Origin of the sequence: Variovorax sp. PAMC28562, assembly GCF_014303735.1 — a bacterium.
In the GTDB taxonomy this organism is placed as follows: Bacteria; Pseudomonadota; Gammaproteobacteria; order Burkholderiales; family Burkholderiaceae_C; genus Variovorax.
In genome coordinates, this window is record NZ_CP060296.1 from 1,421,123 (window position 1) to 1,445,057 (window position 23,935).

Genomic DNA, 23,935 nt, shown 5'->3' on the forward strand with positions numbered 1-23,935 from the left:
TCAAAAGCCCTCCGGCGTACGTGTGTGCCAATCGGTCGCTTGTTGAAAACGATGCGCTGCATTCAGCAACTTCGCTTCGCCGAAATAGTTTCCGATCAATTGAAGGCCAACGGGCATGTGCCCATCGAAACCGGCCGGCAGGCTCATGCCCGGCAGGCCGGCGAGCGAGGCGGGGAGGGTGAAGATGTCGGCCAGGTAGTCGGCGACAGGGTCGTTGCCATGCTCGCCGAACTTCCACGCGACCGTGGGTGCCACCGGGCCGGCGATGACGTCGCATTGCGCGAAGGCCTGCTGGAAATCGTCGGCGATCATGCGGCGCACCTTTTGCGCCTGCAGGTAGTAAGCGTCGTAATAGCCGTGGCTCAGCACGTAGGTGCCGATCATGATGCGGCGCTTGACCTCGTCGCCGAAGCCTTCTTCGCGCGTCTTGCCGTACATGTCGGCCAGGTCTCTGTACTGCTTGGCGCGATGACCAAACTTGACGCCGTCGAAGCGGCTCAGGTTGCTCGAGGCTTCGGCCGCGGCAATGATGTAGTAGACCGGAATCGACAGTTCGGTGCGCGGCAAGCTCACCTCGACGCGGCGGGCACCTAGCTTCTCGTATTCGGCAAGCGCTGCATCGACCGCAGCGCGCACGCCGGGCGCCACGCCATCGCCCAGAAACTCCTTGGGCACGCCGATGCGCAGGCCATCGAGCGAAGCATCGAGCGAGCGCGAATAGTTCTCGGCTGGGCGGTCGATCGATGTCGAGTCGCGGTCGAGATCGGGTCCACACAGGGCCGACAGCAGCAAGGCGCAGTCTTCAGCCGAGCGGGCCATCGGGCCGGCCTGATCCAGGCTCGACGCAAAGGCCACCATGCCGTAGCGCGAAGCGCGGCCGTAGGTCGGCTTGATGCCGGTCACGCCGCAGAAGGATGCGGGCTGGCGGATCGAGCCGCCGGTGTCGGTGCCGGTGGCGGCCGGCGCCAGTCGCGCGGCCACGGCCGCTGCACTGCCGCCGGACGAGCCACCCGGAATGCGCGCCCGATCCCATGGGTTTTGCACCGGCACGGCCTTGTCGTGGCCGACCGCAGGCACGGCGACGTTCTCGTTGGCCGAGCCCATGGCGAACTCGTCGCAGCTGAGCTTGCCGAGCGTCACGGTGCCGGCCTCGGCCAGCTTGCGCACCACGGTCGCATCGAAAGGGGATCGGTAGCCGGCCAGGATGCGTGAGCCCGCGGTGGTCGGGAAGTCGAGCGTCACGAAGATGTCTTTGTGCGCGATCGGCACGCCGGCGAGGGCCGGTGCGTTGCCGGCCGCCATCGATGCATCGGCTGCACGGGCCTGGGCCAACGTGACCTCCGGGTCGACCGCGACGAAGGCGCCGAGCGATTCGTGCGCCTTCATGCGGCCGAGAAAGTGTTGCGCGGCTTCGACGGCCGAGACTTCGCGGGACGCGAATGCACGGGCTAGTTCGGCCACGCCTTTTTCGTGAATCTGCGTGCCGCTCATTCGATCACCTTCGGCACCAGAAACAGGCCTGCCTCGACGGCGGGTGCACTTCTTTGATTGGCTTCGCGGTTGTTCGGCTCGCTCACCACGTCGTCGCGCAGGCGCAGCGTGATGTCTTCGATGGCGGCCACCGGATGCGCCAAGGGCTCGATTCCTGCGGTGTCGACGGCGCGCATCCGCTCGACCAGTTCGAAAAAGCCGTTGATCTGGCCTTGCAGGCGCTCGCTCTCGTCGGGGGCGAGTTGCAAGCGCGCCAGCGAAGCGATGCGCGCAATATCGGAAGCGGAAAGTGACATCGGGAGAGTGGCTTGGTCCGGTGAAAGCACCGGTGGCATTGCATCCTTCGGGGGCGTGCAAACGTGAAAAAGACAGGGGATTCGGTTATTATCCCGCCTTTGCCGCAACCCCCGCGAACGCGCCGGCATTTGCCGCAAAAGCCCTCAATTTCACCTGTCAAAACAAGGGCGATGCCATGCCGAAGCGCATGCCGTGCCCGCAGAGGACCCCTTCATGTTCGGTACTTTTCGTCGGTATTTTTCTACCGACCTCGCAATTGACCTCGGTACGGCCAACACCCTGATCTTCGCGCGGGGCAAGGGGATCGTGCTCGACGAGCCATCGGTAGTCGCCATCCGCCACGAAGGCGGCCCGCATGGCAAGAAGGTCATTCAAGCGGTCGGGCGAGAGGCCAAGGCCATGCTCGGCAAGGTGCCGGGCAACATCGAGGCGATCCGCCCGATGAAAGACGGCGTCATCGCGGACTTCGTGATCACCGAACAGATGATCAAGCAGTTCATCAAGATGGTGCATCCGCGCACGCTGTTCACGCCGAGTCCGCGCATCATCATCTGCGTGCCCTGCGGTTCGACCCAGGTCGAGCGCCGCGCCATCAAGGACGCGGCAGAAGCGGCCGGCGCCACGTCGGTCTACCTGATCGAAGAGCCGATGGCCGCGGCGATCGGTGCTGGCCTTCCGGTGTCGGAAGCGTCGGGCTCGATGGTCGTCGACATCGGCGGCGGCACCACCGAAGTCGGTGTGATTTCGCTCGGCGGCATGGTCTACAAGGGCAGCGTGCGCGTCGGTGGCGACCGCTTCGACGAGGCCATCATCAATTACATCCGCCGCAACTACGGCATGCTGATCGGCGAGCCGACGGCCGAAGTGATCAAGAAGACCATCGGGTCGGCCTTCCCGGGCTCCGAAGTCAAGGAGATGGAAGTCAAGGGCCGCAACCTGTCCGAAGGCGTGCCGCGCAGCTTCACCATCAGCAGCAACGAAGTGCTGGAAGCGCTGACCGATCCGCTCAACAACATCGTTTCGGCCGTGAAGAACGCGCTGGAACAGACCCCGCCCGAACTGGGCGCTGACATCGCCGAGCGCGGCATGATGTTGACCGGCGGCGGTGCGCTGCTGCGCGATCTTGATCGCCTGCTGGCCGAGGAAACCGGTCTGCCTGTGCTCGTCGCCGAAGACCCGTTGACTTGCGTGGTGCGCGGTTGCGGCATCGCCCTGGAGCGCATGGACCGTCTTGGAAGCATCTTCACGTCGGAGTGAGGTCGCTCGCGCCCAGGTCGCGCGCACTTCGTGTCGCGCTCCCACCCCCGGCCGGGGACGCTGCCAGCGTCACGGCAAAGCCGGTTCCACGGCAGCCCTGAAACCAGCCACTCGTGTGGCATAAAGCGCCATGCCGCTCGGTACCCTTGACCGCACCGCCCCGCCCCTCTTCAACCAGGGGCCGTCGGCACTCAGCAAGCTGGTCTTTTTCAGCGCGCTGTCGCTGTTCCTGATGGTGGCCGATGCCCGGTTCCACATCGTGCAACCGCTGCGCGCGGCCATCGGTGCCGTGCTGTATCCGGTGCAGTGGCTGGCACTGAAACCGGTGCAAGCGATGGTTGGCGGTGGTCGTTACCTCGAAGATCTGCAAACGGCGCAGAGCGGCGAATCCGATGCGCGTAAGGCGCTGGCGGTGCAGTCTGAGCGCGCCAGCCAGTCCGACACCCTGCTGCAAGAAAACTCGCGGCTGCGGTCGTTGCTCGAACTGCGCACGAGCACGCCGACGCCATCGCGTGCGGCCGAGGTTCTCTATGACGCAGCCGACCCCTACACCCGCAAAGTCGTGATCGACCAGGGCATGACGCACGGCATTGCCGCGGGCTCGCCGGTCATCGACGAGCACGGGGTGCTGGGTCAGGTCACGCAGGTGCAGCCCTTCACCAGCGAGATCACGCTGGTGATCGATCGCGACCTGGCGATTCCGGTGCAGAACACCCGTACCGGCGCACGCAGCGTGGCGTTCGGCGATGCCAATGCGCACGGCGGCGGGCTCGAGCTGCGCTTCATGGCCGCGAACTCGGACTTGCAAGAGGGCGATCTGCTGTCGACCAGCGGCGTCGACGGCGTCTATCCGGCGGGCTTGCCTGTCGCAAAGATCGACCGTATCGAGCGCCGCGCCGACTCCGCTTTCGCGCGCATCCATTGCCTGCCACTGGCCCATGTGAGCTCGGCGCGCTATGTGCTGGTGCTGGCGCCGACCGGTGCCAACACGCCGCCGAAGCCGGCACCGTCCGCCGCGCCGGCGGCTGCGGCGGCCGCGAAGAAAAAGGCCGACAAGGCAGCGGAAAAAGCAGCTGAGAAGAAGCCCGCCGCCAAGCCGAAACCCAAGGAACGCCAACCATGATCATGCGACCCGGCCAGCAGCAGTTGCTGCTCCCCCTCAGTCCGCTTTTCATGTGGACCAGCCTGTTCGTGGCGCTGCTGCTCAACATGATCCCGATTGGGCGCGCAGCCTGGACGCCCGACCTGCTGGCGCTTGCCATCGTCTTCTGGAGCGTGCACCAGCCGACCCGCATCGGCATCGGCGTCGCGTTCGCTTTCGGTCTGGTGATGGACGTGCATCAATCGGCGATGCTCGGCCAGCATGCGTTGTCGTACACCACGCTGGGCTACTTCGCGATCGCGATTCATCGGCGGCTGCTCTGGTATCCGGTGGCCTCGCAGGCGCTGCAAGTGCTGCCGCTCTTCGCGCTGTCGCACGTCATCGAACTGGCCATTCGCATGATCGGTGGCGGCGTGTTCCCCGGGTGGAACCTGATGGTGTCGCCGGTCATCGAAACCGTCCTCTGGCCGTTGGCGAGCGTGCTGTTGCTGGCGCCCCAGCGTCGCACGCCCGAGCCCGACGCCAACCGTCCGCTGTGAGCAACGCTCGAGCCTGTTCGATCTGCCTTCGATTTGCCCTGACGCGGCATCCCGCCTAAGCTCGTTTGCCCCATGACTGAAATACGCAACGTCGCTGCCGAGGTCGCGCGCTTCAAGCGCCGCGTCATCGTCACCGGGCTCGCGGTGCTGGTGGCTTTCGGCCTGCTGTGCATGCGGCTCGTGTACCTGCAAGTCGTGCGGCACGAAGACCTGGCCGAACAGGCTGAAAATAACCGCACGGCCGTTGTGCCGGTGGTGCCCAACCGGGGCCTCATCCTCGACCGCAACGGCATCATCCTGGCGTCGAACTACTCGGCCTACACGCTGGAGATCACGCCGTCGAAGGCTGTCGATGTCGACGCGACGATCGATGGCCTGGCCGAGGTGGTCGATGTCACGCCGCGCGACCGACGCCGCTTCAAGCGCCTGCGCGAAGACTCGCGCAGCTTCGATTCGGTGCCGATTCGCACACGCCTGAGCGACGAAGAGGTGGCGCGATTCGCGGCGCAGCGCTATCGCTTTCCGGGTGTAGAGATCAAGGCGCGGCTCTTTCGAAACTACCCCAACGGCGAGATCGCGAGCCACGTGCTCGGCTATATCGGCCGCATCAACCAGACCGAAAAAGCGGCGATGGAAGATTGGGAAGACGAGGACTTCGCCAACTACAAAGGCACCGAATACATCGGCAAGCTCGGCGTCGAGCAAAGCTACGAGAAAGAGTTGCACGGCCTGACGGGCGTCGAGCAGATGGAAACCTCGGCTGGTGGCCGCGCTGTGCGGCGATTGGCGGGCCATCCAGCCACGCCCGGCAACACCGTCATGCTGGCGCTCGACATCAAGCTGCAGAAGATGGTCGAGGACATGTTCGGTGACCGGCGCGGCGCGCTGGTGGCGATCGACCCCAAGACCGGCGAAGTTCTGGCCTTCGTCAGCAAGCCGACCTTCGACCCCAATCTGTTCGTCGAAGGCATCGACACCGAGAGCTGGAAAGAACTGAGCGAGTCGCTCGACAAGCCGCTGTTGAACCGTGCGCTGCGCGGCACCTACCCGCCCGGCTCTACCTACAAGCCCTTCATGGCACTGGCTGCTCTGCAGACCGGCAAGCGCGGGCCGAACGTGATCGTGAACGACCCCGGCTACTACAACTTTGCCGGGCACCGCTTCGGCAGCCCCGAGGGCAACCTGGGCGGCGTCGACATGCGGCGCGCCATCCAGCTGTCGAGCAACATCTATTTCTATTCGCTCGCCAACGATATGGGCGTCGACCTGATTCACGACTTCATGAAGCCACTCGGCTTCGGGCAGATCACCGGCATCGATCTGAGTGGCGAATTGCGCGGCGTGCTGCCGAGCCAGGAATGGAAGCGCAACGCCTACAAGCGGCCCGAGGCCAAGAAGTGGTATGCCGGTGAAACCATTTCGCTCGGTATCGGCCAGGGCTACAACAGCTTCACGATGCTGCAGCTGGCGCAGGCGACGTCGATCGTGGCCGACGGCGGCATCAAGCACCAGCCGCATCTCGTGCTGGGCACGCGTGACACGGTCACCGGCCAGATGACGTCGGTGGTGCAGCCGCCGGCCATCAACCTCGGCTTCAGCGCGGCCAACGTGTCGGTGGTGCGCGATGGATTGATGGCGGTGATCTCGGCCGGCACGGCGCGCAGTGTGTTCGGCGGCGCAGGCTACGTTGCAGCAGGCAAGACCGGCACCGCACAGGCCGTGACGCAGGCACAAAACACGAAGTACAACGCCAAGTCCCTCGAAGAGCACCAGCGCGACCACGCTTTGTTCATGGCGTTCGCGCCGGCCAATGACCCGAAAATCGCGGTGGCGGTGGTGGTCGAAAACGCAGGTTGGGGCGCCGGTGCCGCAGCCCCCATCGCGCGCCGGGTGTTCGACTACTGGTTGATGGACCAGTACCCGAGCGAAGCCGACATGGAAGCCATCAAGACCGGCAAGGCAGCGGCGCCCATGGGCAAGCCACGCGTCGCCAGCGAAGTCGCCTGGCCGACTGTGGCCGCGACGCCGGCGACTGCGCCCTGATCCACCGCTCCCTGCCACGTACCCAGAGGACCGCCTAGAGGTTCTTCAGGAAGGTCAGGCTGGGCGAAAAAAAGTACTCGCCGCCTTTCATTTTCACGAAACCTGCGAACGGCGCATTGTTGGCAAAGCCTTCCGCTGTGTCGTCCCAGGTCTTGGGCAGCTTTTGGTCGCCCGGATTGTTGGTTCCTTGGCCGATGACCGGATCGATACCGTGCGGGCTGCCGGGCTGCAGCGGAAACTGCGTGAGGTTGACCCAGGTTTGCTGGGTGAATTTGAACTGGTCGCCAATCTTGTGGTTGTAGGCCATGAACAGGAGGCCCACGCCACCTGTCGGCAACGAGGGCGCCACGTCGGCGGTGAACTCGGCCAGGCTGCCGGAATCGGGCAGCTCCGACGGATGCACATCGCGTTTGACGTCTTCGTACGGAATGCCGCGTCGCGCCATCAGGTGCATGCGTTCGAGCGCCGGCGTCTCGGCGTTGCCGCTGCCGCGCGGGTTGGTCTTGCGGATGTGACCATGAAACGGGCAACGCGCGCCGGCATCGCCGTCGTAGTTGAAGTTATTCGGCGGGTCGTCGCCCCGTGCGTCTTTGGAGAGCGTCACTGGCGTGCCGTCTTCGAAGCGGCCGACGATCATCGCGCCGGCGAGTTCACGGTCCTCGCCTTCGAGCTCCAGCACGTCCGCAATCTCCTGCTCTCGCGTCTTGAATCCGCGCACGTCCTGTTCGAGTTTGCGGAATACGAAGAAGCTGCCGAAGGAGAACGTGTCGGTCACGCCGGGGTCGTCGACCAGCGCCAGCTTGAGCGGAAAGCCCGGGTCCCAGCGCGATGAGCCGGTGGCGGAGGTCTCGGCGTCGATGTCTTCCTGCAGCATCAGGGGTTGGCTGCGGCCGTCGACGTACCCGAAGTTTTCAATGCCGTCCCCGCGCGCATTCTTCAGGGCGCGGCCATGCTGGACGTGGACGATGGTGCCGCCCGCGTCTTCGATGAGCCCTTTGACCTTTGCGGCCAGTGCGGCCGTCTTGCCCTCCGTTTCGTCGGCTGCGAGCACCATGCCATGGATATCGCCCTGGAACGGCGTTTCCCAAGTGGTGACGGCCGGGTCGGCAAGCGCTGAAATGCTGCCGGCAGCCTTCATGCCGCCGCGGAAATCTGTGTCGGTCGGGGCGCTCGCGGCAAGGCCGAGCGCCTGGTAGCCGGTAAAGCTCAGCGCCAGGTGCACGAACGGACCACCGCCGTCGCACTTCTTGCTCGCCTTGAATTTTTCCGCGTCGAGCAATTGCCGATGGGCGCTGACGACATGAAAGTTCGCGAGGTCGCGCAGCATGCGTTTCGAGTCTTTTGCTGCCGGGCCGAACTTGAAGAAGATATCGGCAGTCGACTCTCGTCCGTGGCCCTTGAGGATATTGCCCTGCAGGGCCTGCAGCAACTTGAGCTCGTCCGAGTCGGCCTTTTTCCAGGCGAGCGGTTTGGTCAGATGAATCGGCATGACGAAATCTCCTGTGAGTGGGGGATTTCAGTCTAGGAAGCCGTCTTGCCGTCCACATCCGCCGGATGGTGGAACCATCGCGACGGCCTCGAAGGCAGATGGTCTAGCACCGTCGGAAAGGTAGAAGGCCGTTTGTTGGTGAGTGCTGACCATCTGGCCAGGACCTGCGGTAGCTATATGCCGCCATGCAAGCGTTTGTTGAACGCGCAAAAAAAAGCGCCGACCAGCGGCGCTTCGAAAAGGTATTCAGGCGTCTCGAATGGAGCCTTGAATATTTATTGTTCAACAGTCGGAAGCTTTGTCTCCTCAGACCCTCGACAGCCGGGACGTGCCCGCTTGCGAGTGGCGAGACTTTAGGTTGTCGCACCGAGGTAGTGCATTAGGAGTAACCCGCTCTAAAGCGTGCACGGCGTCACGTTGGTGACGTGAGTTTGTTTCTGGAAGTTAACAAATGGCACGACTCGTGCAGGCGAAGAGTGTCCCAAATCCCCGATTGGCTTTTTCCGATGGCACTGGTTCCCCAAGCGTCCCTCAATGGTGCCGACACCGCCTGGCTCATGACATCGACCGCGCTGGTCCTGCTCATGACACTGCCCGGCATCGCGTTGTTCTACGCGGGCATGGTGCGGCGCAAGAGCGTTCTGAACACGATGGCCAGTGTGCTGGTCGTCGCCGCCGCCGTGTCGATCACCTGGTTTGCGATGGGCTACTCGCTGGCGTTTACTGCGGGCTCGTCATGGCTCGGCGGCACGAGCCGCTTCTGGTTTGCCGGCTTCGACTACCTGAAAGAAGCGGGCACCGTCGCGGTGAGCCATGTCGCGCCGAATGTCCCTGAGTCCGTGTATGCGATGTTCCAGCTGACCTTTGCCATCATCACCTGTGCGCTCGTCGTCGGCTCGTTTGTGGAGCGCATGCGGCTGTCGGCGGTGCTCTGGTTCGCCCTGCTCTGGAGCGTCCTCGTCTATGCGCCGATCGCGCACTGGGTCTGGGAGCCGGGTGGCTGGCTCGCCCAAATGGGGGTGCTCGACTTCGCCGGCGGCTCGGTGGTGCACGTGAACGCGGGCGTGGCAGGGCTGGTGTGTGCCTATGCGGTCGGCCCGCGCCGCGGCTACGGGCGCGAGTCTTTCGAGCCCTACAGCCTGGCGTTGACGATGGTCGGTGCCGGCCTGTTGTGGGTGGGCTGGTTCGGATTCAACGCTGGATCTGCCGTGGCGGCCGATGGCCGAGCCGGGCTTGCGATGCTCGCGACGCACCTTGCCGCGGCGGCGGGCGCGCTGAGCTGGATGATCGCCGAGTGGACGACACGGCGCAGCCCGTCGTTGCTCGGCCTGTGTTCTGGCCTGGTGGCAGGCCTGGTGGCGATCACGCCTGCTGCGGGCTTCGTGACGCCGCCCGCCGCGGTGGCCATCGGTCTGATCGCCGGGCTGGCCTGCTACTGGGGTGCAACCGCGCTCAAGCGCGTGCTGCGGGCCGACGATTCGCTCGACGTCTTCGGCGTGCATGGCATCGGTGGCATCGTCGGCGCGCTGTTGACGGGGGTCTTCGCAGACAGCCGCATCTCCGGCGGAACCGGCCACCTGGGCGTACAGGCGCTTGCCATCGGCGCGGTCGCGCTGTACAGCGCCATCGGCACGGGGCTGGTGCTGCTGGTGGTCCACATCGTGGTCGGCCTGCGCGTCAGCGACGAGACCGAAGCGGTTGGCCTCGACCTCGGCCAGCAGCGCGAGCGCATCGGCACCTGAATGAACACAACGACATGACCGAAGAGGATCGCATAGCCGCAGCGGCCCGACTGCACGTGGCGCTGCGCCGGAAGACCGGCCGCGTGACCGACACAGAGTGGATGTCCGTCAACGTCGAGTACGCGACAGCGATAGTGCGCATTGCGCGGGCGCACGCCACGGCGACGAGCGATCTCGATCTGGCGGCCATCGCCACGGGGCTCGAATTTGCGATGGCGCCGCTGGCGCCGGTAATCTCGAAAGGCGCCCCGCGCTATGTGGGTGGATTGCGGTGAGCCCCAGCTAAATTGCGGCGCTCCTCGACTTGGCGCCGGCCACGGCATCTTCGTGCATCCAGCCTGCGGCCTTCTCCGCCATCATCAACGTCGGGCTGTTGGTGTTGCCGCTGGTGATCGTGGGCATGGCACTGGCGTCGACCACCCGCAGGCCATGGATCAAATTGCCGCGCCCATCGCGCACGCGCATGCGGGAGTCGAGCACGGCCATCGAATCGCTGTCGGCGCCCATCTTGGCGGTGCCGACCGGATGGAAGATGGTGGTTGCGATGTCGCCCGCCAGCCGTGCGAGCTCGTCGTCGGTCTGGTACTGCACGCCGGGCTTCCACTCTTCGGGCTTGTACTTGGCCAACGCCGGTTGGGCCGCGATGCGACGCGTGACGCGCAGCGAATCGGCCGCGACCTTGCGGTCTTCATCGGTGCTCAGGTAGTTGGGCGAAATCGCCGGCGCGTCCTGGTAGCGCGGGCTCTTGATGCGCACGGTGCCCCGACTGGTCGGGTTCAGGTTGCACACGCTCGCGGTAAAGGCCGGGAAACTGTGCAGCGGCTCGCCGAAAGCATCGAGCGACAGTGGCTGCACGTGATACTCGAGATTCGGCCATTCGTGCTCGGGCGAACTGCGCGTGAAGGCGCCGAGCTGCGACGGCGCCATGCTCATCGGGCCGCTGCGCTTCATCACGTATTCGAGGCCGATCTTCGCCTTGCCGAAGAGCGACGAGGCCAGCACGTTGAGTGTCGGTGCGCCTTCGATCTTGAACACCGCACGAATCTGCAAGTGGTCTTGCAGGTTGCCGCCGACGCCGGGCAGGTCGGCCACGACCGGAATCCCATGTTCCTGCGAGAGCGCCGCGGGTCCAATGCCCGAGAGCTGCAGGATCTGTGGCGAGCCGATGGCGCCGCCGCACAGCACCACTTCTTGCGTGGCGTGGGCGATCACCATCTCGTGCCCGTCCCACACCTGCACGCCGGTGCAGCGCTGACTGCCGTCGGACTGCTTCTCGACGATGAGCTTGGTCACATGCGCGCTGACCCACATCTCGAAGTTGGGCCGCCCGTAGCAAACCGGCCGCAAGAAGGCCTTGGCCGTATTCCAGCGCCAGCCGTCCTTTTGGTTGACCTGGAAGTAGCCGACGCCTTCGTTGCTGCCGCGATTGAAGTCGCTGCTGTGCGGAATGCCGGCCTCTTGCGCCGCCAGTGCAAAAGCATCGAGGATGTCCCACCTCAGCCGCTGCTTTTCGATGCGCCATTCACCGCCGACACCGTGCATCTCGTCGGCACCGAGGTAGTAGTCCTCGTGCTGCTTGAAAGCGGGCAGCACGTTCTCCCAGCGCCAAGCGTCGTCGCCGGTGAGCGTGGCCCATTGGTCGTAGTCGCGTGATTGCCCGCGCATGTAGATCATCCCGTTGATGGACGATGAACCACCGAGCGTCTTGCCGCGCGGATAGCGCAGCGTGCGGCCGTTGAGGCCCGCATCCGGTTCAGTGTTGTAGAGCCAGTCGGTGCGCGGGTTGCCGATGCAATACAGATAGCCCACAGGGATGTGAATCCAGTGGTAGTCGTCCTTGCGCCCCGCCTCGATCAGCAGCGTGCGCTTTTGCGACTGCCGCGTGAGCCGGTTGCACATCAGCGCGCCGGCCGTGCCGCCGCCGATGACGATGTAGTCGAAAGTGGTGTCGTTGCTCAAGCCGTTGTCTCCAGATCAAACAAAAAAGCCCGGGACGGTGTGCCGTGCCTCGGGCTGTATTCGGAGCTTACTTTGCCGTGGGCATGACGAACTCTGCACCCTTGCCGATGCTCTCAGGCCAGCGCTGCATGATGCTCTTCTGCTTCGTATAGAAGCGCACGCCCTCTTCGCCATAGGCGTGCATGTCGCCGAACAGGCTCTTCTTCCAGCCGCCGAAGCCGTGCCATGCCATCGGCACCGGAATCGGCACGTTGATGCCGACCATGCCCACCTGGATGCGTCGCGAAAACTCGCGCGCCACGTTGCCGTCGCGGGTGAAGCAGCTCACGCCGTTGCCGAACTCATGCGCGTTGATGAGGTCGACCGCTTCTTTCAAATCGCCGACACGGACGCACGAGAGCACCGGACCGAAGATCTCTTCCTTGTAGATGCGCATCTCGGGCGTGACGTGGTCGAACAACGTGCCGCCCATCCAGAAGCCGTCGGCGCAACCTTTGCCGGCCTTGGCGCCGTCGAATTGGCGGCCGTCGATGACGAGCTTGGCGCCTTCTTTCTCGCCCAGGTCGATGTAGCCGGTGATGCGTTCGTGCGCGGCGCGCGTGACGATCGGGCCCATCTCGGCTTCGAGGTTCTCGCCGTCGAGTACCTTCAGCGTCTTGGTGCGCTCGATCAGCTTGGGCATCAGCTTGTCGGCCACGTCGCCCACCAGCACCGCCACGCTGATCGCCATGCAGCGCTCGCCCGCCGAGCCGAAGCCGGCGCCGATGAGCGCATCGACCGCCTGGTCGATGTCCGCATCAGGCATCACGACCATGTGGTTCTTGGCACCGCCCAAGGCCTGCACGCGCTTGCCATGGTGCGCGCCGGTTTCGTAGATGTAGTTGGCGATGGGGGTCGAGCCGACGAAGCTGATCGCCTTGACGTCCGGGTGCTCCAGCAACGCATCGACCGCGACTTTGTCGCCCTGCACCACGTTGAAGACGCCGTCGGGCAAGCCGGCTTGTTTCAGCAACTGGGCCATGCGCAGCGAGGCGCTCGGGTCGGTCGGGCTCGGCTTCAAGATGAAAGTGTTTCCAGCGGCGATGGCGACCGGGAACATCCACATCGGCACCATCACCGGAAAGTTGAAAGGCGTGATACCGGCGACCACGCCGAGCGGCTGGCGCAGCGTCCAGTTGTCGATGCCGGTCGACACCTGGTCAGTGAAGTCGCCTTTGAGCAATTGCGGGATGCCGCAGGCGAACTCGACGACGTCGATGCCGCGAGAGACCTCGCCCTGCGCATCGGTGAACACCTTGCCGTGCTCGGCGGTGATGAGGTGGGCGAGCTCGTCCTTGTTCTGATTGAGCAGGTCCAGGAACTTGAAGAGCACGCGCGCGCGGCGAATGGGCGGCGTGTCGGCCCAGGCGGGGAACGCGGCTTGCGCGGCCGCCACTGCGGCATTCACTTCGATCGCGCTGGCCAGGCCGGTGGCGCCCGTCACCATGCCGGTGGCCGGGTTGGTCACATCCTGGCTGCGGCCGGATGCGTTGGCGACCCTGCGGCCGTTGATGAAGTGATCGATCGGTGTCTTGGTGATTTGCATCGGGTGTCTCGCTTGGGGCGGAAAAGGTTGATGGACAGCGTGCGCGGAGCCGCCAGGGGTAGTGGAGTTTAGGCAGCGCAAGCTCGGCCGCCAAGGCGTAAACGCTGAACGCATTGTTCGCTATGGTGAACAATGCATCCATGGAACCCCAAAAGATCGAAGCGCTCTGGATGCATCTGCACTGGCTCACCGTGCTGGCGCAGCAGGGCAGCTACACCGCGGCGGCGCAACGGCTCGGCGTGAGCAAGGCCGCGATGAGCCAGCGCATCGCCGAGCTGGAGCGCGCTGCCAATGTGCAACTGGTCCAGCGCACCACCCGCAGCGTGCGACTGACCGAAGCGGGGCAACGGCTGGTCGACGACATGCGCACGCCGTTCGAGCAGATCGCGCACAGCTTCGCCGGCGTGCGCGACCTGGCCGGCGTGCCGACCGGGCTGCTGCGCGTAACCGCGCCAGTCGCCTTTGCGCGGCAGCAACTGGTACCGCGCATCGCTGAGTTTTTGCGGGCGCATCCCGACGTGCGCATCGAGCTCGACCTGTCGGATCGGCTCAGCTCGCTGGCGATGGAAGGCTTCGATCTGGCGATCCGCCACACCGCTGCGCCACCCGACACGCACGTGGCCTGGACGCTCTGCGCCACACGATCGGTGCTGGTGGCGAGCCGCGCCTATCTGCGGCGCCGTGGCGTGCCCCGAGAACCGCATGACCTCGCCTCGCACGACTGCCTGCACTATCCCCGTGTGAAGGACGCACCGGCGTGGCACTTCGAGGCGAAGGCCACGGTGTCGACGATGGCGAAGCTCGCCGGCCAGCGCCTTACCGTGCCCGTGTCGGGGCCGTTTGCGGCAAACAACAGCGAGGCGTTGCGCGATGCCGCACTCTCGGGATTGGGCATCGCGCTCATGCCGGACTTCAGTGCGCAGTCGGCGCTGCAGGCGGGCAAGCTGGTCGAGGTGCTGGCGCAGTGGCGGCCGGTCGGTGCCTTCGGCGAGCAGCTCTACGCGATCCGGCCCTACGCGACGCATGTGCCCCGGGCAGTTGCGGCATTCGTCGAATGGTTGCGTGGCGCGCTGGCGCCGGGCTTTTCCGTGCAGCCCTGACGCACCCTGCGGTTAGGATGAAACCCGCCTTCAAACGAGCCGCCTCAGGAACCGACCGAACCCATGCCGCCAGCCGCTGCGCCGATCCCTGCGCCCGACGCCGAAAGCGTTTTGCCGCGTGTCGTGCGGCACGATGAGCAAGGGCGCCGGCTGACCGTCGCGAGTGGACGCTGGACGGCACTGGCCATGTCGCGAACGTCGACTTGGGAGGCGCTGTCGAAGAGCTTGGGAGCTGCCCCGGCCAGCGACGAAGCCGCTTGGGACCTCCGCCCGATCGAGCAACTCGACCACATCGGCGCGCAGCTCCTTTGGGGCCACTGGAACAACGCGTGGCCCGCATCGCTGGAAATGTCCGATCAGCAGAAGGCCGTGCTCGATCAGGTGGCGCGGTACACCTGCAGCACGCCCGACGAGCCGCCCAAGACGCTGGCCGATCGCCTCAAGGCTTTCGCGCTCAACGGCCCGCGCCTGATGATCGTAGCGGGCGAGTTCACCCGGATGATCGGACAGCTTGCGCTCGATATCGGCAAGCTCATTCGTGCGCCGCACCGGGGGCCGTGGCGCGACTTTTCCGGGCATCTGTACCAGTTCGGCGCTACTGCTTTGCCGATCACCGCGCTGGTCGGCTTGCTCATCGGCGTAGTGCTGGCTTACCTCACGTCGCAGCAACTTAGGCAGTACGGCGCTGAAACTTTCATCGTCAACATCCTCGGACTCTCTCTGGTGCGTGAACTCGGGCCTGTTCTTGCCGCGGTGCTGATCGCGGGGCGTTCCGGTTCGGCGATCACCGCGCAGATCGGCGTGATGCGGGTGACCGAAGAACTCGACGCAATGCGCGTGATGGGCATCCCGCATGGCTTCAGGCTCGTCATGCCGCGCGTGCTGGCACTGGCCATCGCCATGCCGCTCATCAGCCTCTGGACGTCGATGGCAGCATTGGCGGGAGGCATGCTGGCCGCCGAGGCTGCGCTCGATATTTCGCCCGCCTTCTTCTTGTCGGCGCTGCCGCGCGCGGTGCCCATCAGTAATCTTTATCTCGCGCTCGCCAAATCGGCGGTGTTCGGCATCCTGATCGCGCTGGTCGGCTGCTACTTCGGCATGAAGGTCAAACCCAACACCGAAAGTCTGGGCAAGGGCACGACGTCGTCGGTGGTGACGTCCATCACCATCGTGATTCTGGTCGATGCGTTGTTCGCGGTACTGTTCCGCGGCGTGGGGTTTTCGTCGTGACAGGCTTCGTCGATCCGAGCGTGCCGGTGGTCGAAATCCGCAAGCTCTGGACGGTGTTCAAGAGCCCGGAGGGCGACCAGGTGGTGCACCGCGACCTCGACCTCGTCATCCAGCGGGGCGAGGTCCTGTCGCTGGTCGGCGGGTCGGGCACCGGCAAGACCGTGCTGCTCCGGCAAATGCTCGGGCTCGAGCAACCGACGAAGGGCGATGTCAAGGTGCTGGGCGAAGCGCCCGGCAAGCTCAGCGCGACGGGTGCAGCCAACGTCGGCATGCTGTTTCAGCACGGCGCGCTGTTCTCTGCATTCAGCGTGTTGGAGAACATCGCGTTTCCGTTGCGCGAACTGAAGTTGCTGCCCGACGAACTCATCCGCGACGCCGCAATGGTCAAGTTGCAGATGGTCGGCCTGGGGCCCGAGAACGCAGGCCGCAGTCCGTCGGAGCTGTCAGGCGGCATGATCAAGCGGGTGGCGCTCGCGCGTGCGCTCATCATGGATCCTCCGCTGCTGTTGCTGGACGAACCGACGGCCGGCCTGGACCCTGAGAGCGCCGATGAGCTTTGTGATCTGCTGCGGGGCCTGCACCGCGAACTCGGCCTCACGGTGGTCATGGTCACGCACGATCTGGACACGCTGTTCGACCTCAGCACGCGCATCGCGGTGCTGGCGGACCATAAAGTGATCGTGACCGGAGAAGCGCGCGATGTGATCGCCTATCCCCACCCCTTCATCCACCAATATTTTCTCGGCGGACGCGGCCAGCGCGCCATGGAGGCATTGCACGAAAAACGTGCGGCCCCGCCGATTGCACGGCCCGCCAACGCGGGCTAGAAAGAAAGGGAACACTGCCCATGGAAAACAAGGCCCATGCCATTGCCGCCGGTGCTTTCGTGCTCGGACTTATCGCCTTGCTCGTGGGGCTGGTGGTCTGGTTCACGCGCGACAACACCGTGCGCAATATCTACGAACTGTCGACCAGCGATGCGGTGAGCGGTCTGCAGCCGCAGGCCATGGTGCGCTACCGCGGCATCGCGGTCGGCAAGGTCACGCTCATCGACTTCGACCCCAAGCGCAAGGGCAACGTGCGGGTGCGCATCAGTGTCGACGAGCGCGTGCCGCTCACAAAATCGAGCTACGCGACGCTGAGCTACCAAGGCGTCACCGGCCTGGCGTTTATCGCGCTGGACGACAAGGGCGGATCGACCGTGGCGCTGGTGCCCGACAACGACGATCCGCCGCGCCTTCCGCTCAAGCAATCGGCCCTTGCGCAGTTGCAGGACCGCGGCGAAGCCATCATCAACCAGGTCGAGGAAGTGACGAAGCGCGCCAACACCTTGCTCGGCGATACCAACCAAAAGCGCTTCGCCGACGCGCTCGAAAATATCGCGCAGGCGGCTGGCAGCGCGAACGATCTGACCAAGCGACTCGACAACACCGTCAAGACCTCGCTCGACCCGGCGCTCAAGGCCATGCCCGATGCGTTGACGCGCGTGAAGACGGCGGCCACCGATGTGTCGCGGGTGGCCAACAACCTTAATTCGACGGTGAGCCGCGTCAACGAGAAAGACGGTGCGCTCGACCGGTTGGCGAGCGGCACGCAGGCGCTGGGCCAGGCAGTGGATTCTTTCAATACCGCGACGCTGCCGCGCGTCAATCGCGTGGCCGACGACACCTCGCGCGCGGTACGCCGGCTCGGCCGCGCGGCCGACGGCATCAACGACAACCCGCAATCGCTCTTGTTCGGCAACGGCGGTGCTGCAGCCGGACCGGGCGAGCCCGGCTTCGCACTGCCTCCGGCTTCCGCACTGCCGGCCGCCAACAGCGCAGCGCGCCCTTGAAGGGGACCACATGAAATTAATCGATTCAGTCGCTCGCCTTGCACGGCCGTCTGCCTTCGGGCCGGCTCTGCTCACGCTCTTGATCGCAGGTTGCGGCGCATTGCCCGACAAGCCACAGCGCGCGGCGCTCTACGACTTCGGGCCGGGGCTCGGTACGCCATCGGCCACGACGAGCACCGTGATGCCGCCCATCTCTTTGCCGGAGATCGATGCCAACACGAGGCTCGACGGCACCCAGCTGAACTATCGATTGGGCTATGCCGATGCCAACGAACTCAAGCCGTACGGTCAGTCGCGCTGGAGCGTCGCGCCGACGCAGTTGCTGCGGCAGCGTTTGCGTGAAGCGCTGTCGGCACGTCGCACTGTGCTCGGGCCGGAAGAGAGCGCGACCATCGCGCGTCGCGACGGCAAGGTGCCGGACACGCTGCGGATCTCGCTCGACGAATTCAGCCAGTACTTCGAATCGCAAGGCTCGAGCGTGGGGTTGGTGCGGCTCCGCGCGACGCTGGTTCAGAGCACGGCGGGCGGTGACAGGGTGCTCGGGCAGCGCAGCTTCAACGCGCAGCGCCCGGCACCGACCGGCGATGCCGCAGGCGGCGTGAAGGCGCTGGCGGCAGCGAGCGATGCGGCGATTGCAGAGATGGTCGCGTGGGTCGATCAGCTGCCGCGTTAACCCCGCGCCGCCGAGCGCTGAATGACGGCCTCAGGCGCCGCGCGACAACAGCACGGGGAACAACTTGCCCAGGCCGTCGGCCATCACTTCGACAGCCAAAGCCGCGAGGATCAGTCCCATCAGCCGCGTCATGATGTTGATGCCGGTGCGGCCCAGCACCTTGGCAATCGGCTCCGCCAGCGAGAACGCAGCAGCGGTCGCCAGTGCGATGACCGCGCCATAACCGACCAGCACGAAAAGCTCCCAGAGGTGCTTCGCCTTCTCGGCGTAGATCACCACCGTCGACATGGTCGCCGGACCGGTCAGCAGCGGGATCGTCAAGGGCACGACAGCGATCGATGCACCGAGCGACGCCTTCACCTCTGTCGCCCGGATTTCCTCGTTGGTCGTCTTGTCTTCCGCCGGTTTGGCGTTGAGCATCGACAGCGAACTCATCATCAGCAGCAGACCGCCGCCGACTTGAAAGCTGGCGATCGAAATGCCGAAGAACCCGAGCAGTTGCAACCCGAGCAGTGCGCTGACCGCGATCACCACGAACGCGCTGAACGACGCCACGATGACCGTGCGTCGCTTTTGCGCCTCGTTGAACTCCTGCGTGTAGTGAATGAAAAACGGAACGATGGCGAGCGGGTTGACGATGGCCAGCAGCGTGATCATCGGCTTGATGAGATCCATCGTCGGGCTGGCCATCAGCGTCCTCCCGCGACGTCCAGTACCGTCGCGGTGGTGTAGCTCGACTCGGGCGACAGCAACCACACGATCGCTTCGGCAACTTCCTGCGCGCTGCCGACGCGCTTCATCGGCACGCCGGGCGCCAGTTCTGCGGCGCGGCCGGGCTGCCCACCGGAGGCGTGGATGTCTGTGTCGATCAAGCCCGGCCGCACTGCGTTGACGCGAATGCCTTCGTCGGCCACCTCTTTCGCCAAGCCGAGGGTGAAGGTGTCGATGGCGCCTTTGCTCGCGGCGTAGTCGACGTACTGGCCCGGGCCACCGAGCCGCGCTGCAGCGCTCGACAAATTGACGATCACGCCGCCTGCGCCGCCGTGCCGGGTGCTCATGCGTCGCACCGCCTCGCGCGCGCAGACAAAGCTGCCGATCACGTTGATGCGCAGCATGCGTTCGAGCCGCGCGACCGACATCTGGTCGACGCGCGCCTGCACGTCGACCACGCCTGCGTTGTTGACCAGCGCGGTGAGCCGACCGAGCTCGGCATCGACCTTCGCGAACATTGCCACGACCTGCGCTTCGTCGCCGACATCGGCCTGCACGGTGATCGCCGTGCCGCCCTCGGCGCGAATGGCGCGCACCACTTCGTCGGCAGCGAGCGGCTGGCTGGCGTAGTTGACGGCGACGGCATAGCCGCGGCGCGCCGCGAGCAGGGCGGTGGCGGCGCCGATGCCGCGACTGCCACCGGTGATCAAGAGCACTTGTTCCAAATCCTGCCTCCTGCACAAAAGTTGCGCGTCAGTTAAAAATTGATTACATCACCGCGACATCACGAGGAAACGCCCTTGACACGCACGATCGATTACTACTTTGCGCCGCAGAGCCCTTGGACCTACCTTGGTCACGCGCGCTTCGTCGCTATCGCCAAATCAGCTGGCGCTACGGTGCGTGTGCGGCCGGTCGACCTGGGCAGCGTCTACCCCGTGTCGGGCGGCTTGCCGCTCGGCAAACGGGCACCGCAACGCCAGACTTATCGACTGCTCGAACTCGCGCGCTACTCGAGCCATCTCGATGTGCCGCTGCATCCCAAGCCCAAGTTCTTTCCGGTGGCCAGCGACGACGCGGCCAAAGTCATCATCGCGGTCGATATCAAGGACGGCACCGAGGCGGCCATGCGTCTGTGCGCTGCCGTGTTCGGCGCGGTGTGGGCGCAAGAGCGCAACATCGCCGACCCCAAGGTGCTTGCCGAGCTGGTCGCTGAATGCGACCTGCCGGAACAACGCAACGACCAATCGCAAAGCCAAGCCGTGCAGGAACGCTACGAGGCCTACACGCAGGAAGCGATCGACATCGGGATCTTCGGTGCGCCGAGCTACGTGGTCGACGGCGAAATCTTCTGGGGCCAGGACCGGCTCGACTTCGTCGAGCGGGCACTGAGCCTAAAAAATCCAACTAACCAAGGAGCATGACCATGGGTCAATTCATCGATCTCAGCGCCAAAGACGGTTTTACCTTTCCGGCCTACGTGGCAGAACCCAAGGGCACGCCGAAGGGCGCAGTCGTGGTGTTGCAGGAAATTTTCGGCGTCAACTCGCACATTCGTTCGGTGGCCGACGGCTATGCGGCCGAGGGCTATCTGGCCGTGGCTCCATCGACCTTTCAGCGCACGAAGCCGGGCGTCGAGCTGGGCTACTCGGATGAAGACATGAAGGCGGGCTCAGCCTTGAAGGCCGCGGCCGAAGCACTCCCCAAGCCGGGCGTGTTGCAGGACATTCAAGCGGCGGTCGATTACGCAGCGCGTGCCGGAAAGGTCGGCATCGTCGGTTATTGCTGGGGCGGCTTGCTGACCTGGCGTGCTGCCGCCGAAGTGTCGGGCCTTTCGGCTGCTGCGCCTTACTACGGCGGCGGCATGACGACGCCGGAAGAAAGCGCGCTGGCGCCGCAGGTGCCGGTACTCGCGCACTTCGGCGACAACGACCATTGGATTCCGCTGGACACCGTCGACGCCTTCAAGAAGGCGCATCCCGATGTCGACGTGCACGTGTACGCGTGCGGCCATGGCTTCAACTGCGAGCAGCGCGGGTCGTACAACGCCGAAGCTGCCAAGCTTGCGAAAGAGCGCACGCTGGCATTCTTCGCCAAGCACTTGACCTGAGTCGAGGCGAAGGCCGCACTCAATGCTTTCTGGTTGGGCTGCGCGTGCCTATGCGCGTCTCCAGAAAGTCCAGAAACGCCCGCAGCGCCGCGCTGTTGTGGCGCCGCTGCAGGTAGGCGGCTGACAGCCACATGTCGTCCCGAACGAATTCTTCGAGTGCTGGCACCAGCTCGCCATGGTCGAGGTGCGGCTGGATGATCAGCGCCGGCAGATAGGTCACGCCGAAGCCCTGCACCGCGACCTCGACGAGTGGCCCCGCCTCGGTCGCGTCCATCCGCGTCTTGAGCGGCACATCGAGCGGCTTGCCGTCGACCTGAAAACGCCAGTGCGGATGCAGCCCGAGGCGCGAGTGCGTCAGTGCATCGTGTTGCGTCAACTCCGACGGATGCGTCGGCTTGCCGTGCTTCTTCCAGTAGCGCGGCGAGGCGCACAGCACGAGCTTCATCAGCATGAGCCGCCGCACGATCAAGTTGTCGTCTTCGATAGGGCCGAAGCGCAGCGCCACGTCGATGGCTTCTTCCGCCATGTCGACCGTGCGGTTGCTCAGGTGCAGGCTGATGCTCACATCGGGGTAGTAGCCCATGAACTGCCCGATGAGCTTGGGCAGATCGCCCTGGCCCATGCCGTGTGGGGCCGACACGCGCAGCCGGCCGCGGGGCTTGCTGGCGTGCTCCTGCAACTCGGCGGTCGTCAGCGCCACCATCTCCATGACCGGCTTGCTGCGCTCTAGCAGCAGCTGGCCGGCATCGGTGAGGCTGACGGATCTGGTCGAGCGGTTGAGCAAGCGCACGCCGAATCGCGTTTCGAGTTCCGCCACGTATTTGCTCACTGTCGCTTTCGACATGTCTAGCGCTATCGCGGCGCGGGAAAAGCTGCCGCGCGCAGCCACTTCATGGAAGGTTTTGATGAGGTCGAAGCTGTCCATTGAAGGTCCGAAGTGGTGTCGATTGTTTCCAGGCCGTGAACACGGAGGTTCATTTTTCGAGGGTTTTCCCGACCATTCTCGACGCAAACTTACTCTCACAGACCAGCCATCAAGTTGATCTGGGTGAACAGGGCCCCGAGCGAGGAGGTCGCATGCAAAGCAGGAAGCGACACCCACCCAAGACCGGTTCGAAATCATCCACACCGTTGAAAGAAATTTGAAATGAAGACCTCGAAAATCATCGTTGCCGCCGCACTCACTTTGTTGGCTACTGCCGGCGCTCAAGCCGAAACCTATGAAGGCGTTCATGCGCCGACATCGGTTGCCAGCCGCGCTGAAGTGCAATCGCAAGCTGTAGTGGCGGCCCATGGCGACAACCCGTACGCTGAAGGCGCCAACTCCGGCGTGCAGGCAGTCGCTTCGACGGCCGACCGCGCGGTGGTTCGCTCGGAGGCAGTCGCCACGGCGCACAACCCGCTGCAGAGCCTCGATCGCCGCGCGTTCTATCGCGATCAGGTGCCGGCCCAATACCGCAAGCCGACGGTGTCTTTTACCCGTCAAGCCGGGCTGTAATCAAGGCGGTTCGGCGGCCTGACCGACTGAAAGAGCGGACCTTCGGGTCCGCTTTTTTTTATGGGCTGAGAAGACGCGCGTCGGACGATCAGCGGGCGCTGCGCGTCAGATAGCGTTTGCGCCAGAACACGAGCACGAGCACCACCGCCACGACCAGCATCGAGCCCATCGCGACCCAGAAGCCATCTGACTTGTGGACCAGCGGGATGAATTCGAAGTTCATACCGAAGATGCCAGCGATCAGGTTGAGCGGCAGGAATATCGCGGTCAGCACCGTCAGCACTCGCATGATGTCGTTGGTGCGATGGCTCTGGATGCTGAAGTGCATCTGGACAGCCGTCTCTATGTTCTGCTCGAGCCGCCGCACATGGTTGACCACGCGCTCGATGTGTTCCAGCGCATCCCGGCTGCGCACCATCAGCAGGTCTCGCTCGCGTTGTGCCGGCTTTGTTTCCGGCTCAGGCAGCGTCTCTTGCGAGTCGATCCAGTCTTGAACCGCCGAGCGCTGATCTTCGCAAATATTGCCGAGGTGACGCAGCGACTGACGCGCCTCCATCAGCGCGCCCCAATTGGTGAAGCGACTCTTCGGCTCGATCAGTTCGGCTTGCCAATGGTCGAGCTGCGTTGTCAGGTCGCGCCGCAGATCGAGATAGCCGTCGACGATCTGGTTGACGACGCGCAGCATCAGGTCAGCGGGGCTGGTCGGCATGCGTGCACTGACGGCGCGGACATCGAGCGCGGGGTCGGCGTTGTGCTGTGCGGTTGACCCATTGATGCCGTCGGATGCAGCGGCCAGCAGCTTGGCCGCATAGGCGTCGCGCATGGCTGCATCGAACGGATGCACCGACAGCAGGACGCGGTCGAACACCGCGAACCCGACCGGTCGCGTGTCGATGCGCCGCAGCACTGGAGGTCCGCCGCGCGTTGCGGGCGCGGATGTTGGCGCGGGCTCTACGTCAGCCTGGTTCGCTGCGCCGGGCATCGCGCCGTCGCGTGCGGCCAGCCGACGAAACACGAGCACGTCGTACAGCGAGGTGTAGTCGTAGTGCGAGGGCAACTGATCGTTCAGCAGATCCGCGACATGCAGATCGACCAGCTGGGTGCCGCATACCGTCTGCAGGATGCCCTGTACCGCGACGAGCGCCGCACGAAATTCATCGCGCGTAAGCGATAGCCACAAATAGCTGTCGTCCCCACAGGCGCCAGGCGCGGCCAGTGGCGCCAGTGCGTCGTGCTCTTCGACCCGCGAGCCGGTGATCTTGAAGATGCGCATCG

General features: G+C 64.8%; 23 protein-coding genes. 14 read left to right on the forward strand and 9 right to left on the reverse strand.

Going from position 1 to position 23,935, the window contains the following annotated elements:
• Window positions 1–1,491, reverse strand: a complete 1,491-nt coding sequence (gene gatA, locus H7F36_RS06690) for an Asp-tRNA(Asn)/Glu-tRNA(Gln) amidotransferase subunit GatA (protein ID WP_187053948.1) — start codon at window positions 1,489–1,491, stop codon at window positions 1–3.
• A complete protein-coding gene (gatC, locus tag H7F36_RS06695; RefSeq protein WP_187053949.1) occupies window positions 1,488–1,787 on the reverse strand; it encodes an Asp-tRNA(Asn)/Glu-tRNA(Gln) amidotransferase subunit GatC in 300 nt (99 codons plus the stop codon). The genes gatA and gatC overlap by 4 nt, the downstream gene beginning before the upstream one ends.
• Before the next feature lie 214 nt (window positions 1,788–2,001).
• Between gatC and H7F36_RS06700 the strand changes: the two genes are divergently transcribed.
• From H7F36_RS06700 to mrdA, 4 genes are all read left to right on the forward strand, one after another.
• A complete protein-coding gene (locus H7F36_RS06700) occupies window positions 2,002–3,045 on the forward strand; it encodes a rod shape-determining protein (RefSeq protein WP_187053950.1) in 1,044 nt (347 codons plus the stop codon).
• Between the two features lie 130 nt (window positions 3,046–3,175).
• Entirely contained in the window at window positions 3,176–4,168 is a 993-nt protein-coding gene (gene mreC / locus H7F36_RS06705) for a rod shape-determining protein MreC (protein WP_187053951.1), read from the forward strand.
• Window positions 4,165–4,686 (forward strand): rod shape-determining protein MreD, encoded by a 522-nt coding sequence (gene mreD / locus H7F36_RS06710; protein WP_187053952.1) that lies wholly within the window; start codon window positions 4,165–4,167, stop codon window positions 4,684–4,686. The genes mreC and mreD overlap by 4 nt, the downstream gene beginning before the upstream one ends.
• 72 nt (window positions 4,687–4,758) lie before the next feature.
• Window positions 4,759–6,729, forward strand: coding sequence for a penicillin-binding protein 2 (gene mrdA / locus H7F36_RS06715; RefSeq protein ID WP_187053953.1), 1,971 nt, complete (start codon window positions 4,759–4,761; stop codon window positions 6,727–6,729).
• A gap of 34 nt (window positions 6,730–6,763) precedes the next feature.
• On the opposite strand, the gene H7F36_RS06720 is transcribed toward mrdA, so the two are convergent.
• Complete coding sequence (locus H7F36_RS06720; RefSeq protein ID WP_187053954.1) at window positions 6,764–8,218, reverse strand: Dyp-type peroxidase; 1,455 nt, start codon at window positions 8,216–8,218, stop codon at window positions 6,764–6,766.
• Window positions 8,219–8,724: 506 nt separating this feature from the next.
• Here H7F36_RS06720 and H7F36_RS06725 point away from each other — a divergent pair.
• Together H7F36_RS06725 and H7F36_RS06730 are read left to right on the forward strand one after the other, a co-directional pair.
• The gene (locus H7F36_RS06725) at window positions 8,725–9,960 is read left to right on the forward strand and encodes an ammonium transporter (RefSeq protein WP_187053955.1); all 1,236 of its coding nucleotides are present in this window, start codon (window positions 8,725–8,727) and stop codon (window positions 9,958–9,960) included.
• A gap of 14 nt (window positions 9,961–9,974) precedes the next feature.
• The gene (locus tag H7F36_RS06730; protein ID WP_187053956.1) at window positions 9,975–10,235 is read left to right on the forward strand and encodes a hypothetical protein; all 261 of its coding nucleotides are present in this window, start codon (window positions 9,975–9,977) and stop codon (window positions 10,233–10,235) included.
• A gap of 7 nt (window positions 10,236–10,242) precedes the next feature.
• Here the strand turns inward: H7F36_RS06730 and H7F36_RS06735 are convergent, their stop codons facing one another.
• Window positions 10,243–11,859 carry a GMC family oxidoreductase gene (locus H7F36_RS06735; RefSeq protein WP_187054833.1) on the reverse strand — a complete coding sequence of 539 codons (1,617 nt, stop codon included), beginning with the start codon at window positions 11,857–11,859 and terminating at the stop codon, window positions 10,243–10,245.
• Window positions 11,860–11,986: 127 nt separating this feature from the next.
• The gene (locus H7F36_RS06740) at window positions 11,987–13,504 is read right to left on the reverse strand and encodes a CoA-acylating methylmalonate-semialdehyde dehydrogenase (protein ID WP_187053957.1); all 1,518 of its coding nucleotides are present in this window, start codon (window positions 13,502–13,504) and stop codon (window positions 11,987–11,989) included.
• Window positions 13,505–13,644: 140 nt separating this feature from the next.
• Here H7F36_RS06740 and H7F36_RS06745 point away from each other — a divergent pair, with 140 nt between their 5' ends.
• The 5 genes from H7F36_RS06745 to H7F36_RS06765 all read left to right on the forward strand — a co-directional run bounded on the left by H7F36_RS06745 (window position 13,645) and on the right by H7F36_RS06765 (window position 18,341).
• Window positions 13,645–14,604, forward strand: a complete 960-nt coding sequence (locus H7F36_RS06745; RefSeq protein ID WP_187053958.1) for a LysR family transcriptional regulator — start codon at window positions 13,645–13,647, stop codon at window positions 14,602–14,604.
• A 63-nt stretch (window positions 14,605–14,667) separates the two neighbouring features.
• Window positions 14,668–15,834, forward strand: a complete 1,167-nt coding sequence (locus H7F36_RS06750) for an MlaE family ABC transporter permease (RefSeq protein ID WP_187053959.1) — start codon at window positions 14,668–14,670, stop codon at window positions 15,832–15,834.
• Entirely contained in the window at window positions 15,831–16,661 is an 831-nt protein-coding gene (locus H7F36_RS06755; RefSeq protein WP_187053960.1) for an ABC transporter ATP-binding protein, read from the forward strand. Before H7F36_RS06750 ends, H7F36_RS06755 begins: the two co-directional genes overlap by 4 nt.
• 20 nt (window positions 16,662–16,681) lie before the next feature.
• Window positions 16,682–17,668, forward strand: a complete 987-nt coding sequence (locus tag H7F36_RS06760; RefSeq protein WP_187053961.1) for an MlaD family protein — start codon at window positions 16,682–16,684, stop codon at window positions 17,666–17,668.
• A gap of 10 nt (window positions 17,669–17,678) precedes the next feature.
• Entirely contained in the window at window positions 17,679–18,341 is a 663-nt protein-coding gene (locus H7F36_RS06765) for an ABC-type transport auxiliary lipoprotein family protein (protein WP_187053962.1), read from the forward strand.
• A gap of 30 nt (window positions 18,342–18,371) precedes the next feature.
• On the opposite strand, the gene H7F36_RS06770 is transcribed toward H7F36_RS06765, so the two are convergent.
• Together H7F36_RS06770 and H7F36_RS06775 are read right to left on the reverse strand one after the other, a co-directional pair.
• Window positions 18,372–19,016, reverse strand: coding sequence for a MarC family protein (locus H7F36_RS06770; RefSeq protein WP_187054834.1), 645 nt, complete (start codon window positions 19,014–19,016; stop codon window positions 18,372–18,374).
• Window positions 19,017–19,030: 14 nt separating this feature from the next.
• Window positions 19,031–19,777: an SDR family oxidoreductase gene (locus tag H7F36_RS06775; RefSeq protein ID WP_187053963.1), complete on the reverse strand. Its 747-nt coding sequence runs from the start codon at window positions 19,775–19,777 to the stop codon at window positions 19,031–19,033.
• 75 nt (window positions 19,778–19,852) lie between these two features.
• Here H7F36_RS06775 and H7F36_RS06780 point away from each other — a divergent pair, with 75 nt between their 5' ends.
• On the forward strand, window positions 19,853–20,476 hold the full coding sequence (locus H7F36_RS06780; RefSeq protein WP_187053964.1) for a 2-hydroxychromene-2-carboxylate isomerase: 624 nt from the start codon (window positions 19,853–19,855) through the stop codon (window positions 20,474–20,476).
• A gap of 2 nt (window positions 20,477–20,478) precedes the next feature.
• The gene (locus tag H7F36_RS06785; protein ID WP_187053965.1) at window positions 20,479–21,162 is read left to right on the forward strand and encodes a dienelactone hydrolase family protein; all 684 of its coding nucleotides are present in this window, start codon (window positions 20,479–20,481) and stop codon (window positions 21,160–21,162) included.
• 19 nt (window positions 21,163–21,181) lie between these two features.
• On the opposite strand, the gene H7F36_RS06790 is transcribed toward H7F36_RS06785, so the two are convergent.
• A complete protein-coding gene (locus H7F36_RS06790; protein WP_187053966.1) occupies window positions 21,182–22,087 on the reverse strand; it encodes a LysR family transcriptional regulator in 906 nt (301 codons plus the stop codon).
• 222 nt (window positions 22,088–22,309) lie between these two features.
• On the opposite strand from H7F36_RS06790, the gene H7F36_RS06795 reads away from it, so the two are divergent.
• On the forward strand, window positions 22,310–22,660 hold the full coding sequence (locus tag H7F36_RS06795; protein ID WP_187053967.1) for an alpha/beta hydrolase: 351 nt from the start codon (window positions 22,310–22,312) through the stop codon (window positions 22,658–22,660).
• An 88-nt stretch (window positions 22,661–22,748) separates the two neighbouring features.
• Here H7F36_RS06795 and H7F36_RS06800 read toward each other — a convergent pair whose 3' ends face one another.
• Complete coding sequence (locus tag H7F36_RS06800) at window positions 22,749–23,933, reverse strand: magnesium transporter CorA family protein (RefSeq protein ID WP_187053968.1); 1,185 nt, start codon at window positions 23,931–23,933, stop codon at window positions 22,749–22,751.
• Between the last annotated feature and the right edge of the window lie 2 nt (window positions 23,934–23,935).

Coding starts and splice junctions, on each gene's coding strand:
- gatA (WP_187053948.1), bottom strand. CDS start 1,491: ATGAGCGGCACGCAGATTCACGAAAAAGGCGTGGCCGAACTAGCCCGT.
- gatC (WP_187053949.1), bottom strand. CDS start 1,787: ATGTCACTTTCCGCTTCCGATATTGCGCGCATCGCTTCGCTGGCGCGC.
- H7F36_RS06700 (WP_187053950.1), top strand. CDS start 2,002: ATGTTCGGTACTTTTCGTCGGTATTTTTCTACCGACCTCGCAATTGAC.
- mreC (WP_187053951.1), top strand. CDS start 3,176: ATGCCGCTCGGTACCCTTGACCGCACCGCCCCGCCCCTCTTCAACCAG.
- mreD (WP_187053952.1), top strand. CDS start 4,165: ATGATCATGCGACCCGGCCAGCAGCAGTTGCTGCTCCCCCTCAGTCCG.
- mrdA (WP_187053953.1), top strand. CDS start 4,759: ATGACTGAAATACGCAACGTCGCTGCCGAGGTCGCGCGCTTCAAGCGC.
- H7F36_RS06720 (WP_187053954.1), bottom strand. CDS start 8,218: ATGCCGATTCATCTGACCAAACCGCTCGCCTGGAAAAAGGCCGACTCG.
- H7F36_RS06725 (WP_187053955.1), top strand. CDS start 8,725: ATGGCACTGGTTCCCCAAGCGTCCCTCAATGGTGCCGACACCGCCTGG.
- H7F36_RS06730 (WP_187053956.1), top strand. CDS start 9,975: ATGACCGAAGAGGATCGCATAGCCGCAGCGGCCCGACTGCACGTGGCG.
- H7F36_RS06735 (WP_187054833.1), bottom strand. CDS start 11,859: ATGTGCAACCGGCTCACGCGGCAGTCGCAAAAGCGCACGCTGCTGATC.
- H7F36_RS06740 (WP_187053957.1), bottom strand. CDS start 13,504: ATGCAAATCACCAAGACACCGATCGATCACTTCATCAACGGCCGCAGG.
- H7F36_RS06745 (WP_187053958.1), top strand. CDS start 13,645: ATGGAACCCCAAAAGATCGAAGCGCTCTGGATGCATCTGCACTGGCTC.
- H7F36_RS06750 (WP_187053959.1), top strand. CDS start 14,668: ATGCCGCCAGCCGCTGCGCCGATCCCTGCGCCCGACGCCGAAAGCGTT.
- H7F36_RS06760 (WP_187053961.1), top strand. CDS start 16,682: ATGGAAAACAAGGCCCATGCCATTGCCGCCGGTGCTTTCGTGCTCGGA.
- H7F36_RS06765 (WP_187053962.1), top strand. CDS start 17,679: ATGAAATTAATCGATTCAGTCGCTCGCCTTGCACGGCCGTCTGCCTTC.
- H7F36_RS06770 (WP_187054834.1), bottom strand. CDS start 19,016: ATGGATCTCATCAAGCCGATGATCACGCTGCTGGCCATCGTCAACCCG.
- H7F36_RS06785 (WP_187053965.1), top strand. CDS start 20,479: ATGGGTCAATTCATCGATCTCAGCGCCAAAGACGGTTTTACCTTTCCG.
- H7F36_RS06790 (WP_187053966.1), bottom strand. CDS start 22,087: ATGGACAGCTTCGACCTCATCAAAACCTTCCATGAAGTGGCTGCGCGC.
- H7F36_RS06795 (WP_187053967.1), top strand. CDS start 22,310: ATGAAGACCTCGAAAATCATCGTTGCCGCCGCACTCACTTTGTTGGCT.
- H7F36_RS06800 (WP_187053968.1), bottom strand. CDS start 23,933: ATGCGCATCTTCAAGATCACCGGCTCGCGGGTCGAAGAGCACGACGCA.